At 66.8% G+C, this 21,948-nt stretch carries 16 protein-coding genes and 6 pseudogenes; 12 read left to right on the forward strand and 10 right to left on the reverse strand.

What is annotated here, in order from left to right; genetic code table 11:
- Positions 1-3: 3 nt before the first annotated feature.
- Positions 4-1,071: an arylcarboxylate reductase gene (locus tag PV419_RS50900; protein WP_319700902.1), complete on the forward strand. Its 1,068-nt coding sequence runs from the start codon at positions 4-6 to the stop codon at positions 1,069-1,071.
- A 157-nt stretch (positions 1,072-1,228) separates the two neighbouring features.
- Here the strand turns inward: PV419_RS50900 and PV419_RS50905 are convergent, their stop codons facing one another.
- Positions 1,229-1,597 carry a hypothetical protein gene (locus PV419_RS50905; RefSeq protein WP_319700903.1) on the reverse strand — a complete coding sequence of 123 codons (369 nt, stop codon included), beginning with the start codon at positions 1,595-1,597 and terminating at the stop codon, positions 1,229-1,231.
- 9 nt (positions 1,598-1,606) lie between these two features.
- Entirely contained in the window at positions 1,607-2,422 is an 816-nt protein-coding gene (locus tag PV419_RS50910; protein WP_319700904.1) for a hypothetical protein, read from the reverse strand.
- 123 nt (positions 2,423-2,545) lie between these two features.
- Between PV419_RS50910 and PV419_RS50915 the strand changes: the two genes are divergently transcribed.
- Positions 2,546-3,112, forward strand: a complete 567-nt coding sequence (locus tag PV419_RS50915) for a hypothetical protein (protein WP_319700905.1) — start codon at positions 2,546-2,548, stop codon at positions 3,110-3,112.
- Here the strand turns inward: PV419_RS50915 and PV419_RS50920 are convergent.
- The gene (locus tag PV419_RS50920) at positions 3,106-5,586 is read right to left on the reverse strand and encodes an AAA family ATPase (protein WP_319700906.1); all 2,481 of its coding nucleotides are present in this window, start codon (positions 5,584-5,586) and stop codon (positions 3,106-3,108) included. The two genes, PV419_RS50915 and PV419_RS50920, sit on opposite strands and share 7 nt — an antisense overlap.
- Positions 5,587-6,395: 809 nt before the next feature.
- On the opposite strand from PV419_RS50920, the pseudogene PV419_RS50925 reads away from it, so the two are divergent.
- The 3 genes and pseudogenes from PV419_RS50925 to PV419_RS50945 form a co-directional block, all read left to right on the forward strand.
- A pseudogene (locus tag PV419_RS50925) lies at positions 6,396-6,852 on the forward strand (integrase); the annotation flags it as partial.
- A gap of 308 nt (positions 6,853-7,160) precedes the next feature.
- Positions 7,161-8,761 (forward strand): annotated as a pseudogene (istA, locus tag PV419_RS53670) (IS21 family transposase).
- A gap of 5 nt (positions 8,762-8,766) precedes the next feature.
- Complete coding sequence (locus PV419_RS50945; protein WP_319700919.1) at positions 8,767-9,408, forward strand: ATP-binding protein; 642 nt, start codon at positions 8,767-8,769, stop codon at positions 9,406-9,408.
- A 54-nt stretch (positions 9,409-9,462) separates the two neighbouring features.
- On the opposite strand, the gene PV419_RS50950 is transcribed toward PV419_RS50945, so the two are convergent.
- From PV419_RS50950 to PV419_RS50960, 3 genes are all read right to left on the reverse strand, one after another.
- On the reverse strand, positions 9,463-10,176 hold the full coding sequence (locus PV419_RS50950; protein WP_319700910.1) for an HAD family hydrolase: 714 nt from the start codon (positions 10,174-10,176) through the stop codon (positions 9,463-9,465).
- Positions 10,127-11,068 carry a hypothetical protein gene (locus PV419_RS50955; protein WP_319700911.1) on the reverse strand — a complete coding sequence of 314 codons (942 nt, stop codon included), beginning with the start codon at positions 11,066-11,068 and terminating at the stop codon, positions 10,127-10,129. Before PV419_RS50955 ends, PV419_RS50950 begins: the two co-directional genes overlap by 50 nt.
- Before the next feature lie 278 nt (positions 11,069-11,346).
- Positions 11,347-12,399 carry a YncE family protein gene (locus PV419_RS50960; protein WP_319700912.1) on the reverse strand — a complete coding sequence of 351 codons (1,053 nt, stop codon included), beginning with the start codon at positions 12,397-12,399 and terminating at the stop codon, positions 11,347-11,349.
- 147 nt (positions 12,400-12,546) lie between these two features.
- On the opposite strand from PV419_RS50960, the gene PV419_RS50965 reads away from it, so the two are divergent.
- Both PV419_RS50965 and PV419_RS50970 read left to right on the forward strand, forming a co-directional pair.
- A complete protein-coding gene (locus tag PV419_RS50965) occupies positions 12,547-13,467 on the forward strand; it encodes a LysR family transcriptional regulator (protein WP_319700913.1) in 921 nt (306 codons plus the stop codon).
- A gap of 187 nt (positions 13,468-13,654) precedes the next feature.
- A pseudogene (locus tag PV419_RS50970) lies at positions 13,655-14,905 on the forward strand (IS701 family transposase).
- Between the two features lie 320 nt (positions 14,906-15,225).
- Here the strand turns inward: PV419_RS50970 and PV419_RS50975 are convergent.
- On the reverse strand, positions 15,226-15,633 hold the full coding sequence (locus PV419_RS50975) for a MerR family transcriptional regulator (protein ID WP_319700914.1): 408 nt from the start codon (positions 15,631-15,633) through the stop codon (positions 15,226-15,228).
- Positions 15,634-15,682: 49 nt separating this feature from the next.
- On the opposite strand from PV419_RS50975, the gene PV419_RS50980 reads away from it, so the two are divergent.
- The 3 genes and pseudogenes from PV419_RS50980 to PV419_RS50990 all read left to right on the forward strand — a co-directional run bounded on the left by PV419_RS50980 (position 15,683) and on the right by PV419_RS50990 (position 17,280).
- A complete protein-coding gene (locus PV419_RS50980; RefSeq protein WP_319700920.1) occupies positions 15,683-16,567 on the forward strand; it encodes an NAD(P)-dependent oxidoreductase in 885 nt (294 codons plus the stop codon).
- 145 nt (positions 16,568-16,712) lie between these two features.
- Positions 16,713-16,874: pseudogene (locus PV419_RS50985) on the forward strand (IS1380 family transposase); the annotation flags it as partial.
- A 7-nt stretch (positions 16,875-16,881) separates the two neighbouring features.
- Positions 16,882-17,280: a hypothetical protein gene (locus PV419_RS50990; RefSeq protein WP_319700915.1), complete on the forward strand. Its 399-nt coding sequence runs from the start codon at positions 16,882-16,884 to the stop codon at positions 17,278-17,280.
- A gap of 358 nt (positions 17,281-17,638) precedes the next feature.
- On the opposite strand, the gene PV419_RS50995 is transcribed toward PV419_RS50990, so the two are convergent.
- Together PV419_RS50995 and PV419_RS53675 are read right to left on the reverse strand one after the other, a co-directional pair.
- A complete protein-coding gene (locus tag PV419_RS50995) occupies positions 17,639-18,007 on the reverse strand; it encodes an integrase core domain-containing protein (protein ID WP_319700916.1) in 369 nt (122 codons plus the stop codon).
- A gap of 52 nt (positions 18,008-18,059) precedes the next feature.
- Positions 18,060-19,349, reverse strand: a pseudogene (locus PV419_RS53675) (IS3 family transposase); the annotation flags it as partial.
- A 12-nt stretch (positions 19,350-19,361) separates the two neighbouring features.
- Here PV419_RS53675 and PV419_RS51000 point away from each other — a divergent pair.
- Both PV419_RS51000 and PV419_RS51005 read left to right on the forward strand, forming a co-directional pair.
- Positions 19,362-21,443 (forward strand): HelD family protein, encoded by a 2,082-nt coding sequence (locus tag PV419_RS51000; RefSeq protein WP_319700917.1) that lies wholly within the window; start codon positions 19,362-19,364, stop codon positions 21,441-21,443.
- A gap of 170 nt (positions 21,444-21,613) precedes the next feature.
- Positions 21,614-21,814: a recombinase family protein gene (locus tag PV419_RS51005; RefSeq protein ID WP_319700918.1), complete on the forward strand. Its 201-nt coding sequence runs from the start codon at positions 21,614-21,616 to the stop codon at positions 21,812-21,814.
- On the opposite strand, the pseudogene PV419_RS53680 reads toward PV419_RS51005, so the two are convergent.
- Positions 21,799-21,948 (reverse strand): annotated as a pseudogene (locus tag PV419_RS53680) (IS701 family transposase); the annotation flags it as partial. The gene PV419_RS51005 and the pseudogene PV419_RS53680 overlap by 16 nt on opposite strands.

Below are 21,948 nucleotides of genomic sequence, written 5' to 3' on the forward strand. Positions count from 1 at the left end.
GCAGTGCTGACGGACGACACGGTCATCAAAGAACTGCTGGCACAGGACCTCGACCACTGGACCCGACGAGTGATCCGCAGACACTTCACCCCCGTGACCGGCAGCCACTACTGGCTGCGGCGGGCGGCTGACTTGTCGTTCGACCCGAGGGACATCACCCGCTACGAGGAGCTGTGCGCGTTCGGCCCCTTCCCGCTGGAGGAGTTGCGCACGCTGGATCCGGCCGAGCTGGTGCCCCAAGCCGTGCCACGCCCGCTGACCGGGAAGATATGGGAATCCGGCGGCACCACGGGCACTCCTTGCCGCGTGCACTACACCGAGCCGATGCTGCGGAACCGGGCGGACTGGCTTCGGTGGGCGCTGCCGCGCGAAGGTTTCCTGCCGGGTCGCAGCTGGTTGCAGGCAACTCCGACGGGGCCGCATCTGGTGGGCAACCGCGGATGGCACCTCGCGGAGCACTACGACTCCCGGGTGTACGGGGTGGACTTCGACCCGCGCTGGGTCAAACGGCTGGTCAGGGCAGGGCGGATGAAGGAAGTCCAGGAGTACACCGACCACGTCCTGGAACAGATCGCCTTGATCTTGAGCAGTCAGCCGGTCGACTACCTGATGATCACTCCTGCCCTGTTCCAGGCACTGATCCGCAAACACCCGGAACCGGTCGCGGAGCTGAAGGGCGCCCGCATCAGCGGGACCCACGTCACCACCACCATGTACCGGTCGTTCGTGGCTGCGATGCCCGATGCTCCGGTGATTCCCATGTATGGCAACACCTTCGGCAACGCACTCGCCCTGCCCGTGCAGGGCGAGGGCCAGGTCATGCCGTACATGTCGACGTACCCGCAAGTCACCCACAGCGTGGTGGACCCCGGCGACTGGACTCGCGTGGTGGAGTACGGCCGGAGTGGGCAGGTTCGGCTGACCGTCCTGCACGATGATCTGTTCGTACCGAACATCCTGGAACGCGACGCGGCCGTTCGGCACGACACGGGTGACGAGTGGCCGTGGGACGGGGTGGCCAATGTGCGGCCACTGCAGAGTCTGCGTGCGGTGCCGGAGGGAATCTACTGAACCAGGCCCTCAACCGGCGCGGTGTCTGGCCCACGGCGACCCCGACCCCCGTACGAGGGAGTCGGCAGACGGCGGGCCAGGCTGGGTGGAGAACCGTATTCTCGGCTGTGCGACTCGGACTGAATCGAGAGCACACGCGACAGTTCGAGGCGGTTCTTCACCTCCAACTTCCGGTAGGCGCACGTGAGATGCTGTTCGATGTGCTGATGGCAATGCACAGCATTCGAGAGATCTGGCGGTTCGTCTGGCCTGCCGATGCCAACTCGGCGACCCGGTACTCGGCGCCACTGAGAATGTCGGTCGGCTGCTTTCGTTCCTCGGTGGCGGGCGCCGGCGCCGGGAGCCCCTGCGCCATTTGTTCCGCCAACGCCCGCTTCTCCTGGTGCGCGAGATGTACGTCTTTGAGCCACCCCGCCGCTGTGGTGACCGACGCGTGCTCGGGGAGGAGCGCCGAAGGGCTGAACCCCCACTCGTTGACGCGTCGGCCACAGGACAGGAAATCCTCGAACGCCAGGGCCGCACGCACGGCCGATGGTCAGGTTGTACAGGATGCGCAGGTCTGCCGGGTCCAGTCCGCCGGATCGGCGGCCTCGGGGTGTTCGGCCGCGATCCACCGGCCGACCTTGAGCAGGTTCGAGCGGATGCTGCCGCGGACGCGCGGGGTGAGTGTCGAGGTGGCGTGCCAGCGGTCGGCCCACCGTTCCCAAGTCTTGGCGCCGCCGGTCGCCCGGTAAGTGTGCCGACCCGTACTCGCCGCCGGTGGAGCACAGAACCCGAGCTCGGAGACCGCCCGCTGCATCGCGTGCAAGGTGTTCAGCCTGCTGCCGTCCAGCAGCCGGTCGCGGCGGACTCGGTCGAACAGCGCGGTATCCAGGTTTTCGAGGTGCGGGCTGCGGTTGAGCAGAAACAGCTGGCAGGCCACCATCGGCAGCAGTGTGTCGTCGTCCCGATCGAGCCGGTAGCCCCAGGAGCCCAGGGTGGTGCGGACCCGCGCGATCTCGCCGTTCACCCGGTCCCGTCCGAAGATCCGCCAGGACAGGGTCAGCCGCTGGAAGCCGCCGAGCTGGTGGAAGGCGTCGAAGGAACCGAGCAGGTAGGCGTGCGCCGCGAGATAGGGGCGGACCTCGTCGCCGGCCCAGGCGGGCGCGTGCTTTCGGAACTCGGCCTGGCTGCGGCCGAGCAGATGGACCCATTCCTCGGCGGTCCAGTCCCAGAGAGTGCGGCCGCTCTCGGCGCACTGCGTCAGCAGCGCAGCGATCACGTCGAGCATGGCTCGTCGGCGGTGCGGGGTGGGCGGCGAGTCCAGGGAGGCGTTGACCGCCTCCAGCGGCCTGTGCAGGCGGCCGATCACGCGCCAGCCCGGTGCGGACGGGTCGTGATAAATCCCCAGCGACGAGGGCCAGCGGCGATGCGCTCACCGCGACACCTCCGCCGACGCGCCGTCCGAGGATGTCAGCATCTGTATTCGCCGGGCGTGGATGTGCTCCATGCCGCGGGCGAGCTTGTCTGCCAGGTCCCGGCCGGACAGATGGATGTACTGAAGGTCGCTGCCGCGGGAAGGATTTCTGCCGGGCCGAAACTGGTTGCAGGCGACCCCGACCGGGCCGCTGATCCGGACCCAACCCGAGCTGGTCGCCGGGTTGAGGGGGGTTCGTATGAGCGCCCCCACGTCACCGCTGCCATGTACCGGTCGTTCGTCGCGGCGATGCCCGATGGGCCCGTGATCACCATGTACGGCAACACCTTCGGCAACGCGCTTGCCCTGCCGGTCCTCGACCAGGGGGGACTGATCCCGTACATGTCGATGTATCCGCAGGTCACCCACGCTGTGGTGGACCCAGAAGACTGGACTCGGTTGGTTGAATACGGTCGAACAGGCCAGGTACGGCTGACCGTCCTGCACGACGATCTGCTGCTGCCGAACATCTTGGAGCGGGACTCAGCCGTGCGGCACGACGCGGGCGCTGATTGGCCGTGGGACGCGGTGGCCAACGTGCGTCCGCTTCAGGGTCCGCGTGCCATACCGGAAGGGACCTATTGATCAGGCTGAGCCGTCAGCACCTGGGTCAACTGCGAGCGGTTCTTCACCTTCAGCTTCCGGTAAGCCCGGGTCAGATGCTGCTCGACGGTACTTGTGGTGATGCAGAGCTTGCGTGAGATCTCGCGATTGGTGTGACCCGCCGACGCCAACTCGGCCACTCGGTACTCAGCCCCGCTCAGGACGTCTGCCGGCTCCGTGCTTTTCCCCCTAACCGTTGCCGACCCTGGATAGGCCCGCGTCATCTGCGTGGCCAGCATCTTCTTGTCCTGGTCCGCGAGGCGCGCGTGGCCGAGCCAGCTCATGGCTGTCGTGACCGGTGCGCACTCGGGGAGAAAGACTGAGGGGGAAAGCCCCCACTCGTTCACGCGCCGACCGCACATCAGAAATTCTTCGAACGCCAGATCCGCCCGGCCCGTGGCCAAGTAATATTCGCCGCGGGCGTACTGATAGTTCAGCCCGAATCGAGTCTCAAACATGGTAGCCGGAACTGATTCGGTCAGCCATTTCCCGGCGGCATGATACCTTCCTTGCGCGGTCATGGCTCGGATCAAGCTCCCCAGCGGTGCACCGACGACAACGCCCCAACTCTGGAGGGGAATGTAATCGAGCGCCATGCTCGCAAAATCCTCGGCACTACCGGATGAACCCTGCCTCAGCGCAATCTCCGAGCGTACGGCGGAAAATCTTGCTTGCCAGGTCGGAGCGCGCAACTTGGCGGCCTCGGCCAGCAGCGAATCACACCATGATGCGGCTTGATCGGCTTCGCCCGAATACATTAATGCGAGCAGTGCCGACTCCAAGGAGTTGACGCTCTGGTCATCCAGAAGCCTGTTCTGCAAGATCTGATTAGCCATTCCAGCAGCGCCCGATAATCGGCCGACCGCGAGAGACTGAGCCAGCAGGGACTCTGCTGAGTCCGGTGATGGCGGAATGGCAGGCAGCTCCGTTAGGTGCAATTCATTCAGCAGACGGTTCATGAGCTCTGGATACGAGACCCGCAGCCAGGCATACAACTCCGGCGACGGCTTGCTGCCGCGCTGTACTAACTGTTGCACGATGCCGACAGCTTCGTCGAACTGGCCAAGCCACAGCAGCGCCCGGACCAACTCGGCCGTGCGGTGTTCAGAAAGTTTCCCATCCTGCACGGCTGGAATGAGTACGTTGTGTCGCCGTGCCGCGATCATCGGATTCGCGCGCCACTCCGCAGCCGCAAGGTTCGCGGTTTTCTCGGGGTGCCGCTCGACGTCCGATTGGGACCCGCAGGCGAGCCGGAGGCACTCGATCGCAAAGGACACTTTACCCTGTCCCAGGGCGATGCCCGCGGCTTCGGACAGCAGGTCGTCGGCCCACGGCTCATCATGGTGGTTCGCAGCCAGCAAGAAATGGGCTATAGGCATCGGAGGCAGGCCATGGCTATAGGCTATGGTCGAGGCTCGCTGATGCAGTGAAGCGTGGTCTGCCGGAGTCATGTCGTTGAGGATCGCTGTCCGGGCACGAGAATGCCGGAGCCTGCCGTTCAGCAGGATGCCCATCCTGGTGAGTGTGTCGATCACCTGCCCCACAGTGAATGAACTGATCGAGAGCAGTGTGGAAAGAATTTCATGAGTGCTGTGCTCTCCCAGCACAGCTATTCCTCGCGCAACGTCGAGAGCGTGGTTGAGTGCACACCGTCGGAGGCATTCCAGGACTGCTCGACCGTAGGCGTTTCCCACGACCGGCTCATCCGGATCTTCGGTGATGCTCGAGTTGTCCTCGATCAATGCTCGCACGAGCAATGGATTGCCGCCGCTGAAATCATGGCAAGCGCGGCTCAGCTGACACGCAACTCCTGCTTCCATGCCGAAAGTCAGTAGCTCGGCGACCCCTTTCACCGTCAGCGGCCTCAACTCGATTCGGGTGCTGACGTTACCGCAGAGCAACTCGGAGCGGAACTCCATGTATTCTTCGCTGCAATATTCTTGCTCGGCGAAGAGAAACATGGCAGGGATTGAACGAAGTCGGCGAGACAGCCAGAGGACGACCTGAAGCGACTGTGTGTCGGCATGGTGGATATCATCGACTCCGACCAGAATCATTTGACGTTCAGCCAGCTTTGAGACGGCTGAAGTGATGTGCTCCAGGATGTCGTTATCGAGTGGGTCGGTGGCGTTGTCGCCAGACTCGGAGGGCATCGGTGCCGAGCGGTAATCTTTGAGAAGTTGCCGGATTTCATTTGCCACATCGGTGTGCGTCGAGGTGGACTCGAAAAGCTGCGTCACGACACCGAGCGGAATGCGCTTTTCCGTTTGCGAGCCGGTAGCGCTGAGAAAGAGTGCGCCATTGTCTATTGCATCTTTCGCGAAGGTGTGGATAATTTCGGTTTTTCCGCTACTGGTGGGGCCGCTCACCAGTGCCAGATGCCCTGTCCCCTTCTCGCTGGACATGAGCATATGATTCAGTTCGGCGAACGCGTGGCCTCGTTCACTAAGCTGCAAGAGTCCTGTCCATTCAGAGCGAATCGTGGAAAAGTGTCACATCAGTGAATTCATTACATGGTCATCGACATGGACGTTCCGGTATCTGCGCGTGTCCCGTGACGTGGTGCGCGAGACCGTCTCGTGCACCCGGTGGGGCCGAGATCAGGGCGGTCCGGTGGTGGTCGGCTCGCGATGTAGGGAGGCCGCTGGAGTACTGATGTGTAAGCGATTCTCATGCTATTTCTCTGCCTCGGCGCATTGCAGCGTGTAAACTGTGGAATGCGAGGTCCAGCATGTCAGGCTTGATCCGGTTCTTCCTTGACTTTCCGTGCCAAGCTTTTGATATTCCGTGCACAGCCTTCGGGGGGGGGGGCTGTGAGGCCTGGAAAGTCGTCGCCGCTGGAGTGCCGGGGCAGGCGCAGCACTGCAAACGCGTTCGCCGCGCGCGCGTAAGCGAGTCGCGGCAGCGCGATCGATCGCCATCGCGCGTGGAGCCTGACCGATTGAGGCCTGACCGATTGGGCGTTTTTTCGTACCTATCCTGTTGATAAGGCGTCATTTGCTGTCCTTCGTCATGTTGTATGTGAAGGCGGCATTTCTCCCGTGTAGTAAGGCATTGTGATGACCAGTGATATCCCTCGTCGGCCTGCCTCCGTGCACTGGTGAGCCCCACGGTAGGTGGCCACACTTGCAGGGATCTTCAACGAACCTTGAATGGGCCGGTAGGACCCAGTCTTCCCATGTCCGGGAACTACCTCCGGACGGGACCCGGTCACAGAAAACTGGCACCCAGCACCCGGACCGGGACGCCCCAGTTCCCAGTGATTGTGGGTCTGCGACTGCTCTACCTGATCTTCTGCCGACTACTGGGCTGCTTGGTCTTGCCGGGCCGGTCGACCGCGGCGAACAACGCCGAGATCCTCGAGCTTCGCCATGAGGTCGCTGTGCTTCGTCGGCAGGTCGAACGGCCGCAGCTCTCATGGGCCGATCGTGCCGTGCTCTCCGCCCTCGCCTGTCAGTTGCCACCCGCCTTGCGTCGTCATCGGCTGGTCAGCCCGGGCACGCTGCTGAGCTGGCACCGCCGTCTGGTGCGCTGGAAATGGCGCCAAACACCGGTCAGGCCCGGTCGGCCACCGATGCCGGAAGAGTCGGTCGCGCTCATCCAGCGCCTGGCGAGAGAGAACCCGACCTGGGTGTACGTCAGGATCCGGTGAGCTGCGCCGACTCGGTCATCGGGTTGCCGCTGCTACGGTCCGGCGCGTCCTGCGCCTTTCTGGTCTACCGCTGTCGGCGGTCACGTAATTCCCACGATCTGCCTGATCAGCGCCACGTAATTCCCCACCCGCGTGGTCACGATTCCCCACCGGGGTGCCGACCGTCAATGGTCCCGCCGACCATGCTCGAACTGGCGGAATATTCCCTGTTTCAGGTGGTTTGATAATCTATTGGCTATTCCTTGTGAATCGGCCGGGTTTCCCATGGGCATGTCGGTGCCCGGGTTGAGGGTCTGGGCCTCTCGGAGCCGTCACGGTCCCTCGATCCGCGAGCCGAGAGGCCGACGGACGCACCGGATGGCAAGGAGAACGTTCACCGTGGTCGACATCGTCGAGATCTACGTGCACTGGTACGCGGGCCGGTCCAAGAGCCAGGTGTCCGCCTCGCTGGGGGTGGACCGCAAGACGATCAGGAAGTACCTGGCGCCGGCGGAGAAGGCGGGGATCACCCCGGGCGGGCCGCCCGTGAGCGAGACGGACTGGGCCAAGCTGCTCAAGAGCTGGTTCCCCGAGCTCACGAGCCGGAAGCTGAACCAGGTCAGGTGGGGTGAGATCGAGCCGCACCGCGACTACGTCAAGGAACTGCTGAAGACCACGACGGTCACCACGATCCAGCAACGGCTGTGCGTTGAGGGCAAGTTGAAGGTGTCGCTGACGACGTTCCGCCGCTGGATGCACGAGAACCTGCCCGACGAGGCGGCCCGCTCGAAGGTCACGGTGCTGCGGGATGACATCGAGCCGGGCTCGGAGGCCCAGGTCGACTACGGCTTCCTGGGGCAGTGGATCAACCCCACGAGCGGGAACGGCACCGGATCTGGGCGTTCGTGATGGTGCTGCCCGCCTCGCGGCATATGTTCGTCCGCCCGGTGACGCACATGGACCAGCACGCCTGGACCCTCGCGCACGCGGAAGGCTTCCGCTTCTTCGGCGGCGCCTTGCGCCGTTTGGTGCCGGACAACCTCAAGATCGGGGTCGACAAGCCGGACCTCTACGACCCGAAGATCAACCGGTCTTATGCCGAACTCGTCTCCTGCTACGGCAGGTTGGTGGACCCGGCCCGCGCATCGAAGCCGAAGGAAAAGCCGTGGGTCGAGCGGCCCATGACCTATGTCCGCGACTCGTTCTGGAGCGGTCGGGCCTTCACCTCGCTGGAGCAGATGCAGGCCGAGGCCCTGCTCTGGGCCACGAACGTCGCAGGTCAGCGGCAGTGCCGCCCGCTGGGTGGCGCGAAGCCGCTCTCGGTGTTCGATGCGGTGGAAGCGCCGGCCCTGCTGCCGCTGCCCGAGGAGCCGTTCGTGCTCGCCAGATGGTCACAGGCCACCGTCGGCCCTGACATCCACATCAAGGTCGGCCGCTCCCTCTACTCGGTGCCCTGGAAGCTGATCGGCCGCCGTGTCGATGTCCGCTCCACCGCCACGATGGTGCAGGTCTTTCACGAAGGCGAGCTGGTCAAGAGGCACGCGGCACTTGAGCAGGGCAAACGCACCGACAAGAACGATTACCCGCCGGAGAAGATCGCTTTCCAGATGCGCACGCCGATCTGGTGCCGCGGCCAAGCCCCGCAGGTCGGGGACGCCTGCCGTTAGGTGATCGACCAGCTGCTGGAGGTCAACGCCCTCCACCGGCTCCGGGCCGCCCAGAGCGTGCTCGGGCTGCGCAAGAAGTACGGCGACGCCAGAGTCGAAGCCGCCTGCGCGAAGGCGATCGCGGTTGGTGATCCGTCCTACCGGACCGTCAAGGGCATCCTGGTCGCCGGCACCGAGACCGACCCGGAACCGGAGACCGGTGGCGCTGGGGCCGCGGCGTTCCTGCACGGGCCCGAGGGCCTGTTCGCCGCCACCGTCCCCCGGCAGATCCCCGGCGAGGTTCACGACGACCAGGGTCACGCCGACACCGATGCTGAGGAGGCCGGCCGGTGAGCGTGATGACCATCGCCCTGCGCGAGTCGCTGAAGACGCTGCGGCTGTCCGGCATGCTGGAAACCCTTGACGCCCGCCTCACCCAGGCCCAAAAGGGCGAGCTCGGGCACCTCGACTTCCTCCAGGTCCTCTGCCGGGACGAGATCACCCGCCGCGAGTCCGTTGCGCTCGAACGGCGCCTGCGCAGGGCGAAATTCGAGCAGCAGGCCACCTTGGAGGGCTTCGACTTCACCGCTTCCCCGAAGCTGCCCGCCGCCCAGATCGGCGATCTTGCGGCCTTGCGCTGGCTCCACTCCGGCGAGTCCGTCATTTTGTTCGGGCCCGTCGGGGTCGGCAAGACACACGTCGCCCGGGCCCTCGGGCACCAGGCCGTCCGCCAGGGCGCCAACGTCCGCTTCAGCAAGACCAGCCGCATCCTCAGCGAGCTCGTCGGCGGTCACGCGGACCGCACCTGGGACAAGCGCATGCGCGTACTCATCCGCCCCGACCTGCTCATCCTCGACGACTTCGCGATGCGCCAGCTGACCGCACCCCAGGCCGACGACCTCTACGAACTCGTCTCTGAACGACAGGGCCGGTCCCTGATCACCACCAGCAACCGGGCGCCCAGCAAAGCGCACTTGTTCCCGCGAACCTGTGTGAGGTAGCGGCGAAGTGTCACAGGTTCGGCCTTGCTGAGACGGCGGAGCGGGTCGCGGGCCTTATCTCGCCGCGCTGATGACGTAGTTGATCGCGGTGGCGACGTCCTTGGCGACATGGGTGGGTTGGGAAGAGTCCTGGGACCACAGCTGCCCGTTCGACACCCACACGCTTCGCAGCCCGAGTACATTCGCGCCGGCGATGTCGGCATGTGGTGAATCGCCGATGACCCATGCGCCGGTGAGGGGCACTCCGACGGTCTCCGCGGCAGCGTGGAAGATCTCCGGTTCGGGCTTCTTGCGGCCGACCGCCTCGGAGATCACCCAGCCCTGAACGAGCTGGTCGAGTCCGGCCTGGCGGATCTTGGCTTCCTGCTGGGCAGTGCGGCCGTTGGTGACGATCACGCAGGTCCAGCCGTCAACCTGGGCTTTCCCCAGGGCCTCGCGGGAGGAGTCCGTCAGCACGACACGATCGGCGGCGCCATGGTCAAGCAGGGCATGGATGGCCTCGGCGGGCACCATGCCCTGGTATCGGTCTGTCACGGCTGTGGCGACATCGTGGCGGGCGGTATAGCCGCTGGCGTCGATGGTCATCACCCACGAGAGATCGGTATCGGGCAGGCGATGCTCGGCGAGGAATGCGGCGACGGCGTCACGGAAGGCGGCGTCGCGGTCGACCAGGGTGTTGTCGAGGTCCAGCATCAGCAACGGCATGATCCGCAGTAGATCACGGGCTGTGATCTTGCGGCAGGCGGGTTTCCCATCCGGGATCGGCATGGTCGGCGAGATAGCTCAGGGTGGCCTGCGGGTCCATGCCGAAGGCCACGGCGACGAGCTTGGAATCCATGGTGTTCACCAGGTCGACGAGTCGTGTGCTGCGGATCATCCGGGGCGGGTATCCGCAGTCGTCAAGAATGTGGGAGAGATAGGCAGTTGAGGCCGGGCTTCGCCCGGCCTTGGTTCCTTTGGTGACCATGACGTGCGGGTTCTCGGTCCGCCAGGCATCTCGGTGAGCCAGGCACCGCTGCAGCACCGTCCAGGAGGCGGGGTCCAGAGGAACGGGGTGGGGTCGTTTGCCGAGCCGGGTGCTCTGGGCGAGGTGGTCCACTTCGGTGATCTGGAGCAACCGGACCTCCGAACTGGAGGCGCCGTGCAACAGGGCGAGCATGCCCGCCAGCCCCTCGTGGGGGTGAACGTGTTTTCCGGTCGTCCAGCGTCGGAACAGCTCGCGCTGCTGGTCGAGGGTGAGGGTCTGGCCTCGGAAGCCCTTCGTCTCCTTCGCGACCAGGCCGCGGGTCGGGTCGACCAGCACCAGCTTCTGGGCCCGCGCGAAGCGGAAGAACTGCCGCAGCACGGTCAGCCGCCGCTTGCGGGCCCGGGGTAGGACGGCCAGGAAGGCTTCGATGTCGTGCACGTCGACGATGGACCAGTCGTCCTTGTCGCGCTCGTTGATCAGGAAGGTGGCCAGGTCCGGCAGAGTGGCCAGGGCGGTTTCCAGAGTGTGGTTGCTGCGGGGGCGGGTGCCAGCTCGGCGGGCCTGGTCCTGGGCTCGCATCCGGAAGACGTCGAACGCCGCAACGGCCGGTCGCAGGGGTCCGGGCACGGCCTCGACCCGGCGGCGACGTCGGCCCGCGGCAAGGCGTTCGGCCTGGTCGGTGGGCAGGGCCAAGCCGCGAAGGGTGAAGAAGTCCTCGAGTGCACGGGCGAAAGAGCCCATCGATCGTCCGGGCTTGCGGGACCGTTCGAGCAGGGCCCGGGGCGAGTCGGAGTACTCGTCCTCCAAGAGCCGCCCCAGTTCAGTGTCCTCTTTCGACGGCAGGTGTCACCTGACTCTCGGTGACACCTGCACGTCACCGTCACAACGGTTTCCCTGCACGAGTGCTCCGTGCCCCGGGGCAGAACCATGCCGTAACCCGGAGAACCTACGCGGTCACAGCACCTAGGCGGTCAAGCGGGGCGTGGGATGTACGCCAGGCCGTGCGCGCCGGGTTCGCCGAGCTTGGCGATGTCCAGCCGGGCCAGGCGCTCCAGCGTTTCCAGGTCGACGATGTCGACGGTGGAGGAGACGACGCAGGCCACGTAGCCGAGCCGGCCGTCGGGGGAGGAGGTGATGGTCAGTGGGAAGAGCCCGACCTCGACCTCGCCCAGCTGCTTGCGGGTGTCGGCGCTGAACACGGTGAGGCGGCCCGGTGCGTGGCGTCCGAGTTGCGTCCCCGGGTCGGCTGTCATGCGCAACTCGCCCGCGAGCAGCTTGCCCGTCGACGTCAGGTGCACCGGCAGGATGACGTTCTCCGTGGGCAGGGTGTCGACGACGGACGCCGTCCGGGTGTCGATGACGCGGATACCGGTAACCGGCCACCCCTCGGCGCTGCCGGAGAAGTTGCCGTACGGCGCGGCGACGAAGGCGTGCGTGCCGTCGGCGGAGACGGCGAGCCCCTCACTGCCCGGGACCTCGACCTTCGCGGTGACGATGCCCCGTTCGAGGTCCACGACGGACACGAACGGCGCTTCCTTGTTGGTGGCGTAACCCGTCCGCCCCGCCGGATCGATCGCGAACCAGTGCGGGCCGGGCGCGTCCGTGTCGATCCTGCCCAGGGGCCGGCGGGTCCCCGTGTCGATCACCACGACACCGCCGGGCCGGTCCTCCGCGCCTTCCACGCTGACGTAGAGCCGCCCGCCCACCGTGTCCAGCGCCAGCCCGTGCGGCCCGTGTTCCGGGGCGAGGTCGACGACCTCGACGATGCGGCGGCTGTCGGGATCGATGACGGCCAGCTCGGTGCGTCGGCCGCCGTTCGCGTGGTAGTAGCCCGAGCGGTACGTCAGCGTGCACCACAGCAGTCGCTGCGTCGGGTCGTAGCACAACTCGTGCGGCTCGGCGGGGACCTGCACTTCGCCGAGGTGGTGGTCGGAGGCGGCGTCGAAGAACGAGACCGTCGGTCCGCTCTGACTGACGACGGCGAGTACATCGCCTTCTCGACCGGTACGGGGGGACTGCTGCACAGCGACTCCTTGAACGGGGAAGCGGGAATGCCACGCGTTGTCGCGGGCGTCTCCACTCTCCGGTGCCGGCAGGTGCGGCAGCAATGCAAAGATTGGCATCCAATCATTGCCGCAAGCGCAAAAATGCATTTCAGAAGAGAGGAATCAGTGGATCTCAACCTGCTGCGCGTCCTGGACGCCCTGCTCCAGGAGAACAGCGTGACCCGCGCTGCGGAGCGCCTCGGCACCTCGCCCGCGGCGGTGAGCCGCACCCTGGCCCGGCTCCGCCGTACCGTCGGCGACCCGCTGCTGGTCCGGGCCGGCCAGGGGCTGGTCCCGACCCCGCGTGCCGTGGAACTCCGCGAGGAGGTCAGGGCGTTGCTGCGCAGGTGCGACAACGTGCTGCGGCCCGGTGCCGGGTTCGACGCCGCGCACCTCAAGCGCACCTTCACGGTGCAGGCCACCGACCTGCTCCTGGTGGGACTGGCCGGGAGCCTGACCGAGCGGATCCACGCGGGGGCCCCGCAGGTGGACGTCGTCTTTCTGCCGGAGGCGGTGGAGGGCGGTCCCGGGCTGAGGCAGGGCTGGGTGGACGTCGAACTTGGCGTCCTCGGACACCTGGACCCGGAGATCCGGACCCGGCAGCTCACCCGGATGACGCTGGTCGGCATCGCCCGCAGCGGTCATCCCCTCTTCGACGGGCGGATCGACGCCCGCCGTTTCGCCGCGGCCGACCACATCGGCATCTCCCGGCTCGGCAAGCGCCTCGGGCCCATCGACCGCGCCCTCGCGGAACTCGGACTGCGCCGCCGGACCGCGGTCGTTGTGCCCAGCCACACGAGCGCGATGATGCTCGCCCGGGACACCGACCTCGTCGCGCTCAGTCTGGCCGACTGGCTCCCCGACACCGTCGCGGCCATGGGCCTGCGGACGTTCCCCGTCCCCCTCGACCTGGAACCCCTGGACCTCGGGATGGCCTGGCATCCCCGCAACTCGGCGGACCCGGGGCACCGCTGGTTCCGCGAACACCTTGCGTCCGCCGTCCTGACCCCGGCCGACAGTTCATGGCGACGCATCACGACTCCGTGATCCACAACTCAAGATCACTTTGATGACAGACCCTAGTACTCCAGCAGCGTTTCGCTATCTGGCCTGGTCGGAGGCGTCGCTGGGAGTGTAGTGGCCAGGCAGCGGGGCGGTGGCGGACTCGGTGGAAGACCCCACCAACGAGGCCGTCGGGGCACTGGCCGAGGCCCGGTACGGGCAGTGCCCGAACATGAGCGACGACACGGCGGACGCAACCTGGGCCCGGGAACTCGACGACCTCTTCCTCCGCATCGGCCACCGTTTCGGGCGTGCGGACCTGCGTGCCCGGATGCGCGCCTACGTCCGTGGCCTGCTCGGCCCGGTCGGCCGCAAGAACGGCTGGCAACTGGCCGAGTTCGCCGGACACCGTACCCCCGATGGCCTTCAACGCCTGCTCAACGGGGCCCGCTGGAACGCCGACGACCTCCGCGACGACCTGCAGAGCTATGTCGCCGAACACCTCGGCGAGGACGAGGGGGTGCTGATCATCGACGACACCGGCTTCCTCAAGAAAGGCACCACCTCCGCCGGGGTGCAGCGCCAATACTCAGGCCCCCGGCCGCACCGAGAACTGCCAGATCGGCGTCTTCGCCGCCTACGCCACCCGCACGGGCCGCGCTCTGGTGGACCGCGAGCTCTACCTTCCCAAATCCTGGACAGGCGACCGCGAACGCTGCCGGGTGGCGAAGATCCCCGAGGAACGCGACTTCGCCACCAAGGGTGACCTGGCCAAACGTCTGGTCCTGCGCGCCCTGGCCTCCCCGCTCCCACTGGCCTGGGTGACGGCGGATGCCGCCTACGGACAGGAGGGACGCTTCCGCCGCCTGCTGGAGCAGTCCGGCCTTGGCTACGCCCTGGCCGTGCCGAAGTCGCAGCAGGTCTTCGGCCCGCGCGCCGACTACGTGTTCGCCCAGGCTCCCGACGAGGCATGGGAGCCGCTGTCCTGCGGAGACGGAGCCAAGGGACCGCGTCTCTACGACTGGGCGGCGGTGCAGCTGCGCGCAGTGCGGGAGTTCGACTACCAGCGGGGCGAACAGGTCCGTCGGCGACGGGCGCTGGCCCGGCGCAGCCGCAGCAAGCCCGAGGAGATCGCCTCTACCTGGCCTATGCTCCGATGGAGGCTGAGATCGTCGATCTGGTGCGGATCGCCGGGACGCGCTGGCAGATCGAGGAGTGCTTCCAGGCCGCGAAGAACGAGTGCGGCCTGGATCAGTACGAGGTCCGCCGCTACGTCGGCTGGTACCGGCACATCACCCTGGCCATGCTCTCCCACGCCTACCTCGCCGCGATGACGGCCGACGCGGCGGCAAAGGGGGGTGCAGAAACGGTTCCGGCACCCCGGGCCTGGCCCCGCTCACCGTGGCAGAGGTCCGCCGGCTCCTGGCACCTCGCCTCGTCCCGCGCGACCTCCACGGCCCGCCGCTTCGCCAGCACGCTCTGAACTGGTCGCGCTGGCGCCGACAGCACCAGGCGATCGCCCGGCACTGCCACCACCGACGCAGGACGGCCTCGTTGGTGGGGTCTTCCACCGAGTCCGCCACCGCCCCGCTGCCTGGCCACTACACCCCCAGCGACGCCTCCGACCAGGCCAGATAGCGAAACGCTGCTGGAGTACTAGGCCGCCCGGCGTCGCCCTGCACGCGATGTCGAGCCGCTCTGTCTCCGCGTGATCGCGTGCAGGCCGAGGCGTCGGCGGTGGCCTCGCAGGCCGGCGGGGTGCTGCTGGTCGAGACGGTCCGCAAGACGGGGCGCCCCAGCTGCTCAGGCGGGGACGGGCGCCAGGCCGGCATCGTCAAAGGGTGGGTAGCTCTCGTTGCCCATTCGCTCGGCCGCATCGATGTAGTCGGCAAGCGCGTTGCGGGATTGAGCGAGCCTGTCCATCTGATCGTCCAGTCGCTGCAGCCGTGAGCGCATCGCGGCCAGCAACTCGGGACACCCGAGCAGCTCCGGGGCCTCTCCGACCGCACAGGGCAGCAGGTACGCGATGTCCTCGGAGGACAAACCGGCACCGAGCAGGTGCCGGATCTGACGCACCCGCAGCACGGCGTTCTCGTCGTACTCGCGGTAACCGTTCGCGCCGCGGTCCGCCTCCAGCAGGCCCTGAGCCTCGTAGTAGCGCAACTGATGGGCGTTGACGCCCGTCCGACGGCTCAGTTCCCCGATCCGCATCGAAACCTCGCTTGACCTTCACACCGGTATCAACGTTGACGATGCTGCCATGAACAACGAACCCGATACACCCGTGACAGTCATCGGACTCGGACTGATGGGCCAGGCACTCGCCGGCGCCTTCCTGAAAGCCGGGCATCCCACCACCGTGTGGAACCGTACGGCCTCCAAGGCCGACCAGTTGGTGGCCGAGGGCGCACGGCTGGCGCCAACGCTTGGCGACGCGCTCAAGGCAGGTTCCCTGACGATCATCTGCGTCACCGACTACCAGGCCATGCAGGAGCTGTTCGGCGCGAGCGATGGCGAGCTGGACGGCACGATGTTGATCAACCTGACCTCGGGTTCCTCGGCCCAGGCCCGGGAAGCCGCCCAATGGGCGGAGCAGCGAGGCGCCCGTTACCTGGACGGCGCCATCATGGCCATCCCGCCGGCGATCGGGACCGCCGAGGCGGTGATTCTGCACAGCGGGCCGCAGTCGGACTTCGAGGCACACAAGTCAACGCTCGACGTGCTCGGCACCGTCACCTACCTGGGTGCGGACCATGGGCTGGCGTCCCTGTACGACGTGGCCGGACTGGCCATGATGTGGAGCGTCCTGAACGCCTGGCTCCAGGGCACTGCCCTGCTCAGGACGGCTGGTGTTGACGCCGCAACATATGCGCCGTTCGCTCGGCAGATCGCTGTTGGTGTGGCCGAATGGCTGTCTGGATATGCCGAGCAGATCGACAGCGGCTCCTTCCCGGCCCAGGAGTCGGCCCTGGAGACCGACGCGCGGGCGATGGCACACCTGATCGAGGAGAGCGAGGCGGTGGGTGTCAACGCCGAACTGCCGAAGTTGATCAAGGCGATGGCCGACCGCTCGATCGCCGCCGGACACGGTGGAGAGCAGTATCCCGTGCTGATCGAAGAGTTCGGCAAACCCGGCAACGACTGACTGATCCCGACACCGGGCTCCACCATCGTGCTTTCGCGTGGCGAGCTGTCCAGATCGTGATCACGAACACGGAAGATGCCTCTGATCAGCGAGAATGAGGATTGTCGCGATCCTTGTTCGCACGCGGTTCGGAGGCACTTTCCAGGTGAAGCAGCGTATCGGTTCCTACCCACGCGTCCGTGTCGAGAGCGTCGGTCGTGGAGTGGTGACGCAGGCCGGGGCCGTGCTCCTGGTGGAGACGGTCCGCAAGGTCGGCCTGGATACGGCGCTTACGCAGGCCCTGGCGCCATGGCGCAAGCCGCGGGCGGAACGTGGTGCCCAAGCGGGTCAAGGTCTGCTACACGCTGGCATCGATCGCGCTCGCGGTAGGCGCCGTCTACGCATCACCTGCCAGACTGGTCGCCTTCGGTAAGGAGGGCGTCGGCTCCATCGACTACCAGGACCGTCAACAGGGCAGCCACGGCACGTACGTGCAGTGCTATGTCCAGGACCCCGATGGCGATGTCGATCCACTGCCGTCCGGCGGCGCTTGCCCGCACCAAGACGGAACGCCCGTCACCATGGTCTATACCGCCGACGGGATCGGTGGGCCGTTGCTGGGCACCAAGTCCTCCTACACGCGTGCGGTCGTCATCTGCGCCATGGGCGAGCTGGCCGGCTATTCCCTGATGGTCGCTGCCGCCGTCATCACGGGCTGCCGGTTCGCAACCTGACGGTGCGCGCATCCGGCAGATGACGTTCATGCACGCGCCGCCGCTGTGCGCGGGGTTCCTGGTAGGCCAGCATCTTCTCAGCTGCCACCTGCCCGTGAGGGGTCGTCGTACGCTCTGTGTGCCGCGCTGCTCACCTGTCTGGTGCTGGCGGGCTGTTCGTCCGTCTCGCTGGGTGAATGGGATTCGTCGTCGTCCCCGGCGCCGGCAGCGTCCCGCTCGGGTGCCGCTGGCGCGGGGCGGTCGATCGCGGCGGGTGCCGGCCCGCAGAAGAAATACACGGTGCAGCAGCAGCCGGCCGCGGGCTCGTGCCATTACCGGTATGAGAAGGGGGTGAACCGCCCCGGGTTCGGTAGAGATCTCAGATTGTGGTTGTGACCTGGGGTTTCGTGTTTTGCATGTAGTAGGTGGTCTCGTATTCGACGGGCGGGACGTGGCCGATCTCACCATGGAGTCGGCGGTGGCAGTACCAGTTGATCCACTCGGCGGTGGCGAGCTCGACCTGGGAGAGCTTCTTCCAGGGGCGGCCGGGTTTGATCAGCTCGGTCTTGAACAGGCCGATCGTGGATTCCATCAGGGCGTTGTCGTAGGCGTCGCCGGCCGAGCCGATGGATGCGGCGATGCCGGCTCGGTCCAGATGCTCGGCCAGCGCGAACGCTGTGTACTGCGACCCCGCGTCCGAGTGGTGTATCAACTCGCCCTGTCGGTAAGGGTATCCGTCCCTGGTCACGTTGCCACAGGGCCATCTCCAGGGCGTCCGGGACGAGCCTGGTCTCCTTGGCGGTGGCGGCGGACCAGCCAACAATGCGCCGGGAGAAGGTGTCCACGACGAAGGCGACGTAGACGACCCCGCTCCAGGTGGCGACATGCGTGAAGTCCGCGACCCAGCAGCGGTTGGGGGCACTGGCGACGACGTCGCGGTCGGGGAGGTCCGGGGCTCGCCCGGCGGAAGCCTCGGTGATCGTCGTGCTCACCTTCCTGCCGCGGACGGCGCCGGTGAGACCGAGCTCGCGCATGAGACGCTCCACGGTGCAGCGGGCAACGGCATGCCCCTGCCGGTTCAGCTCGCGCCAGATCTTCCGGGCTCCGCAGACGCGGTAGTTGGAGGTGTAGACCTCTTGGATCCGCTCCTTGAGCTCCTCATCGCGCACGGAACGGGCGGAGGGAGTCCCGAGGCGTTTCCTGTGGGCGTCATACGTGGAAGGGGCGATCTTGCAGGCGTGCTCGGTGAGGGTCCTGCAGATCGGCTCGACGCCGCCGAAGCGGTCCCGGTGCTCGTCGATGAACGCTACGAGCGTGTCTGTGGCCGGTCGAGCTCGGCCGCGAAGAAACTCGCCGCAGCCTTCAAAATACTCGTCCACCCCCAGCACCCGCGGGGCGCGGTCCGGAACCGTCGGGGCCTTGAGCAGCCTGAGCAGCTGGGTCCGGCCCGCGGTCAGCCGCAGTCGGTGGCACAGCCGTGCGGCCGGACGGCCTCCCAGCTCGACCGCGATCGACCGCAGCCATCCCGTGAGCCCGACGCTCGACCGACGGTGCCGTTCGGTCAGCCCGCCAACCTGCTCGACGAACGTCCTGCGGGAACAGCTCCTGCGGTCGCAGAAGTACCGGCGCACCCGGAGCCGGACCGCAACCGACGGAGAGCCCAACGGCCTTGCCTCCAGGGATCGTTGGTACGAGCCGTGCCCACGTCCCGCCTGCTTCCGGCAGCCCGGGCACCGGCCCGGACGAGCGGTGGACACCGCCTCCCCACCAGGGCGCCGGAGGACTCGCTGACGCGATCCACTCGCACGTCGATCCCGGGAAACAGCACATCCTCGACCGTCTTGCTCGTCACAGCAGGAAACACCCTGCTGAAACGATCCCGCGTTCCCGCCCCTGACCTGGGGATTCACGGAACTGCGGTCAGAGCCAGATTCAAATAGCCCCATCAACCGGGACGCCGTCACTGGTGGCGCGCCTGCACGCTCATGTGGAACGGGACGAGGCCGCTCTTGCTGGCAACTCGATGCTGGGCTGCCGCACCTTGCCTGACCTCGTAAGGCAACCAGGCAAAAAACGTTACTCGGTTGCATTATTCTCAAGGGATGTCACACTCCGACTCCGTACTCAGTGATGCCCTGACCCGGGAGCGCGCCTACCACGACGCATGCCGAGCGGCGCTGAAGGCCATGGTCGACGGCGCGCAGGAGCAGGTGGTGGTTGGTGAGGACGCCTCCGCGTCCGGCGCCGACGCCGAGGTGCTCGGCTACCTGTTGCGCAGCCAGGCCAAGGAACTTCGTGAGCTGCCCGAGGGCCCGCTGTTCTTCGGGCGCATTGACTTCGCCCGGGACACCCAGGCCGCCGGTGACCACGCCGGGCAGGAGTACCACATCGGGCGTGTGCGCGTCGCGCACGATCCGTCCGCCCCACCGCTGGTGGTCGACTGGCGCGCGCCAGTGGCGCGCGCCTTCTACCAGGCCAGCGCCCTGAACCCTCAAGGCGTCGCCGTCCGGCGCCGCTTCGGCTGGTCACCGGCCAGTCGCGGCGACTGGGCCGACCTCACCGGCCTGGAGGACGAACACCTCAGTGAGGGCGAGGCGCGGGAAAGCAGCATCGTCGCCAGCGAGATCGAGCGCCCCCGCATCGGTCCCATGCGCGACATCGCCGCTACCATCCAGCCCGAGCAGGACGACCTCGTACGTGAGGGCCTCACCACGTCCCTCTGCGTCCAGGGCGCCCCGGGCACGGGCAAGACCGCGGTCGGACTGCACCGCGCCGCCTACCTCCTCTACACCTATCCACAGCGCATCCAGCGCGGCGGAATGCTGATACTCGGCCCCAACCGCGCCTTCCTCGCCTATATCTCCGAAGTCCTGCCCGTGCTCGGCGAGACCGGAGTGAGGCAGTCCACCCTCGACGACGAGATCGCCCGCCACCCGGTCACGGCACAGGACAGCGACACCGCGGCGATCGTCAAGCATGACATCCGCATGGCAGAGGTTCTGCGCCGCGCGATCTACGCGCGAGTGGGCGCAGAAGCGACGTCGCTCGTACTGCCGGACGGTTCCTACCGCTGGCGTGTACCCGCCGACGCACTGGAGAAGATCGTCCGGGACGTACGCACCGAGGAACCCCCCTATGCCGTGGGGCGCCAACGCGTCCGTACCCGCATCGTCCGCGCCGTTCAGCACCAGGCCGAGCGCCGCGGCGGCCCCCGCACCAACACCTGGGTACAGAAGATCTCCAGGGCCCGCCCGGTCACCACCTTGCTCAACACCCTCTGGCCCGCCGTGCAACCCGAGGAAATCCTCACCGACCTGTTCACCCATCCGGATACTTTGGCCGCCGCGGCCGAAGGCGTGCTCGACCTGGACGAGCAGAAGGCCCTCCTATGGCCCAAACCCCCGCGCTCTGCCAGGTCGGCCCGCTGGTCAGCAGCCGATCTCGTACTCCTCGACGAACTCGCTGGCCTGATCGAGCGATCCGACGGCTACGGGCATGTCGTGATCGACGAAGCGCAGGATTTGTCCCCCATGCAGTGCCGCGCCATCGCCCGCCGCTCACCCTTCGGATCCGTGACCGTCCTTGGGGACCTCGCCCAAGGCACCACCCCCTGGGCCGCACGCGACTGGCCGCAGTTCCTCACCCACCTGGGGAAGCCAGACGCCATCGTCACCCCACTCACCACAGGATTCCGCGTCCCTGGCGCCGTCACCGAACTCGCCAACCGCCTGCTCCGCCACCTTGCCGCAGACGTACCACCCGCCCGATCCTTGCGCCGTGACGGAGAAGTGAGCATCGACGTGACCCACGACACGACCGCTGCGACAGTCGCGGCCGTGAACACAGCTTTGGAGCACGCAGGCTCCATCGGCGTCATCGCAGCCGACGCCGAAGCACCGAAGCTCCACCGCGCTCTCATCGAGGCCGGGATCCCGGCATCCGGACCGGACACTCTTCGAGCCCGCCTCACCGTCGTGCCGGCCTCCACCGCCAAGGGGCTGGAGTACGACCACGTCGTGGTGGTCGAGCCCTCAGCCATCGTCCAAGCCGAGCCCCGCGGAATGAACCGCCTGTACGTGGCACTCACCCGAGCGGTCTCCCGCCTCCACATCGTGCACTCCGCACCACTGCCGCTCGCGATTCGGCCCTTGGAATCACAGCACATCAAACCGCCGACGTCCTGAACACCGAGCACACCCAAGACTTCCGGCGTTGATCTATCGGTCGATAGATGAACAAGGTCAATTGCAGGTGCCGGGGAAGCGCATCGGCGCCGAGGGATGCGCGTAATCGGTGTCAAAAAGTCGGCGTGCTCAACAACTTGATCCCACCGTTTTCTGTACGATCACAGCCCATGAGCCAGCCCCTGGACGACGGCACCGACCTCCTCGCCCCCATCCCGGCTGCGGGCACCGGCGCACTCGTCGGCTACGCCTGCGTCTCCACCAAGGGCCAGATCCTCGACCGCCAGATCCACGCCCTCACCCAGGCCGGCTGCATCCGCATTTTCGCTGACAAGAAGTCCGGTAAGAACGCCGAACGCGAAGAGCTCTGAAAGCCCCTCGCGGCTTTTGGGGCCAGTCGCTGCTCGTGAGGAAGGCGTGGGCGGCGGTGACCAGGGTGGCGTGGTGGTGCCAGCCCGGCCAGGAGCGGCCTTCGAAGTGGTCCAGGCCCAGGCCGTGCTTGAGT

Origin of the sequence: Streptomyces sp. ME19-01-6 (genome assembly GCF_033793745.1) — a bacterium.
GTDB lineage: Bacteria > Actinomycetota > Actinomycetes > Streptomycetales > Streptomycetaceae > Streptomyces.

Coding starts and splice junctions, on each gene's coding strand:
- PV419_RS50945 (WP_319700919.1), top strand. CDS start 8,767: ATGACCATCGCCCTGCGCGAGTCGCTGAAGACGCTGCGGCTGTCCGGC.
- PV419_RS50950 (WP_319700910.1), bottom strand. CDS start 10,176: ATGCCGATCCCGGATGGGAAACCCGCCTGCCGCAAGATCACAGCCCGT.
- PV419_RS50975 (WP_319700914.1), bottom strand. CDS start 15,633: ATGCGGATCGGGGAACTGAGCCGTCGGACGGGCGTCAACGCCCATCAG.
- PV419_RS50980 (WP_319700920.1), top strand. CDS start 15,683: ATGAACAACGAACCCGATACACCCGTGACAGTCATCGGACTCGGACTG.
- PV419_RS51000 (WP_319700917.1), top strand. CDS start 19,362: ATGTCACACTCCGACTCCGTACTCAGTGATGCCCTGACCCGGGAGCGC.
- PV419_RS51005 (WP_319700918.1), top strand. CDS start 21,614: ATGAGCCAGCCCCTGGACGACGGCACCGACCTCCTCGCCCCCATCCCG.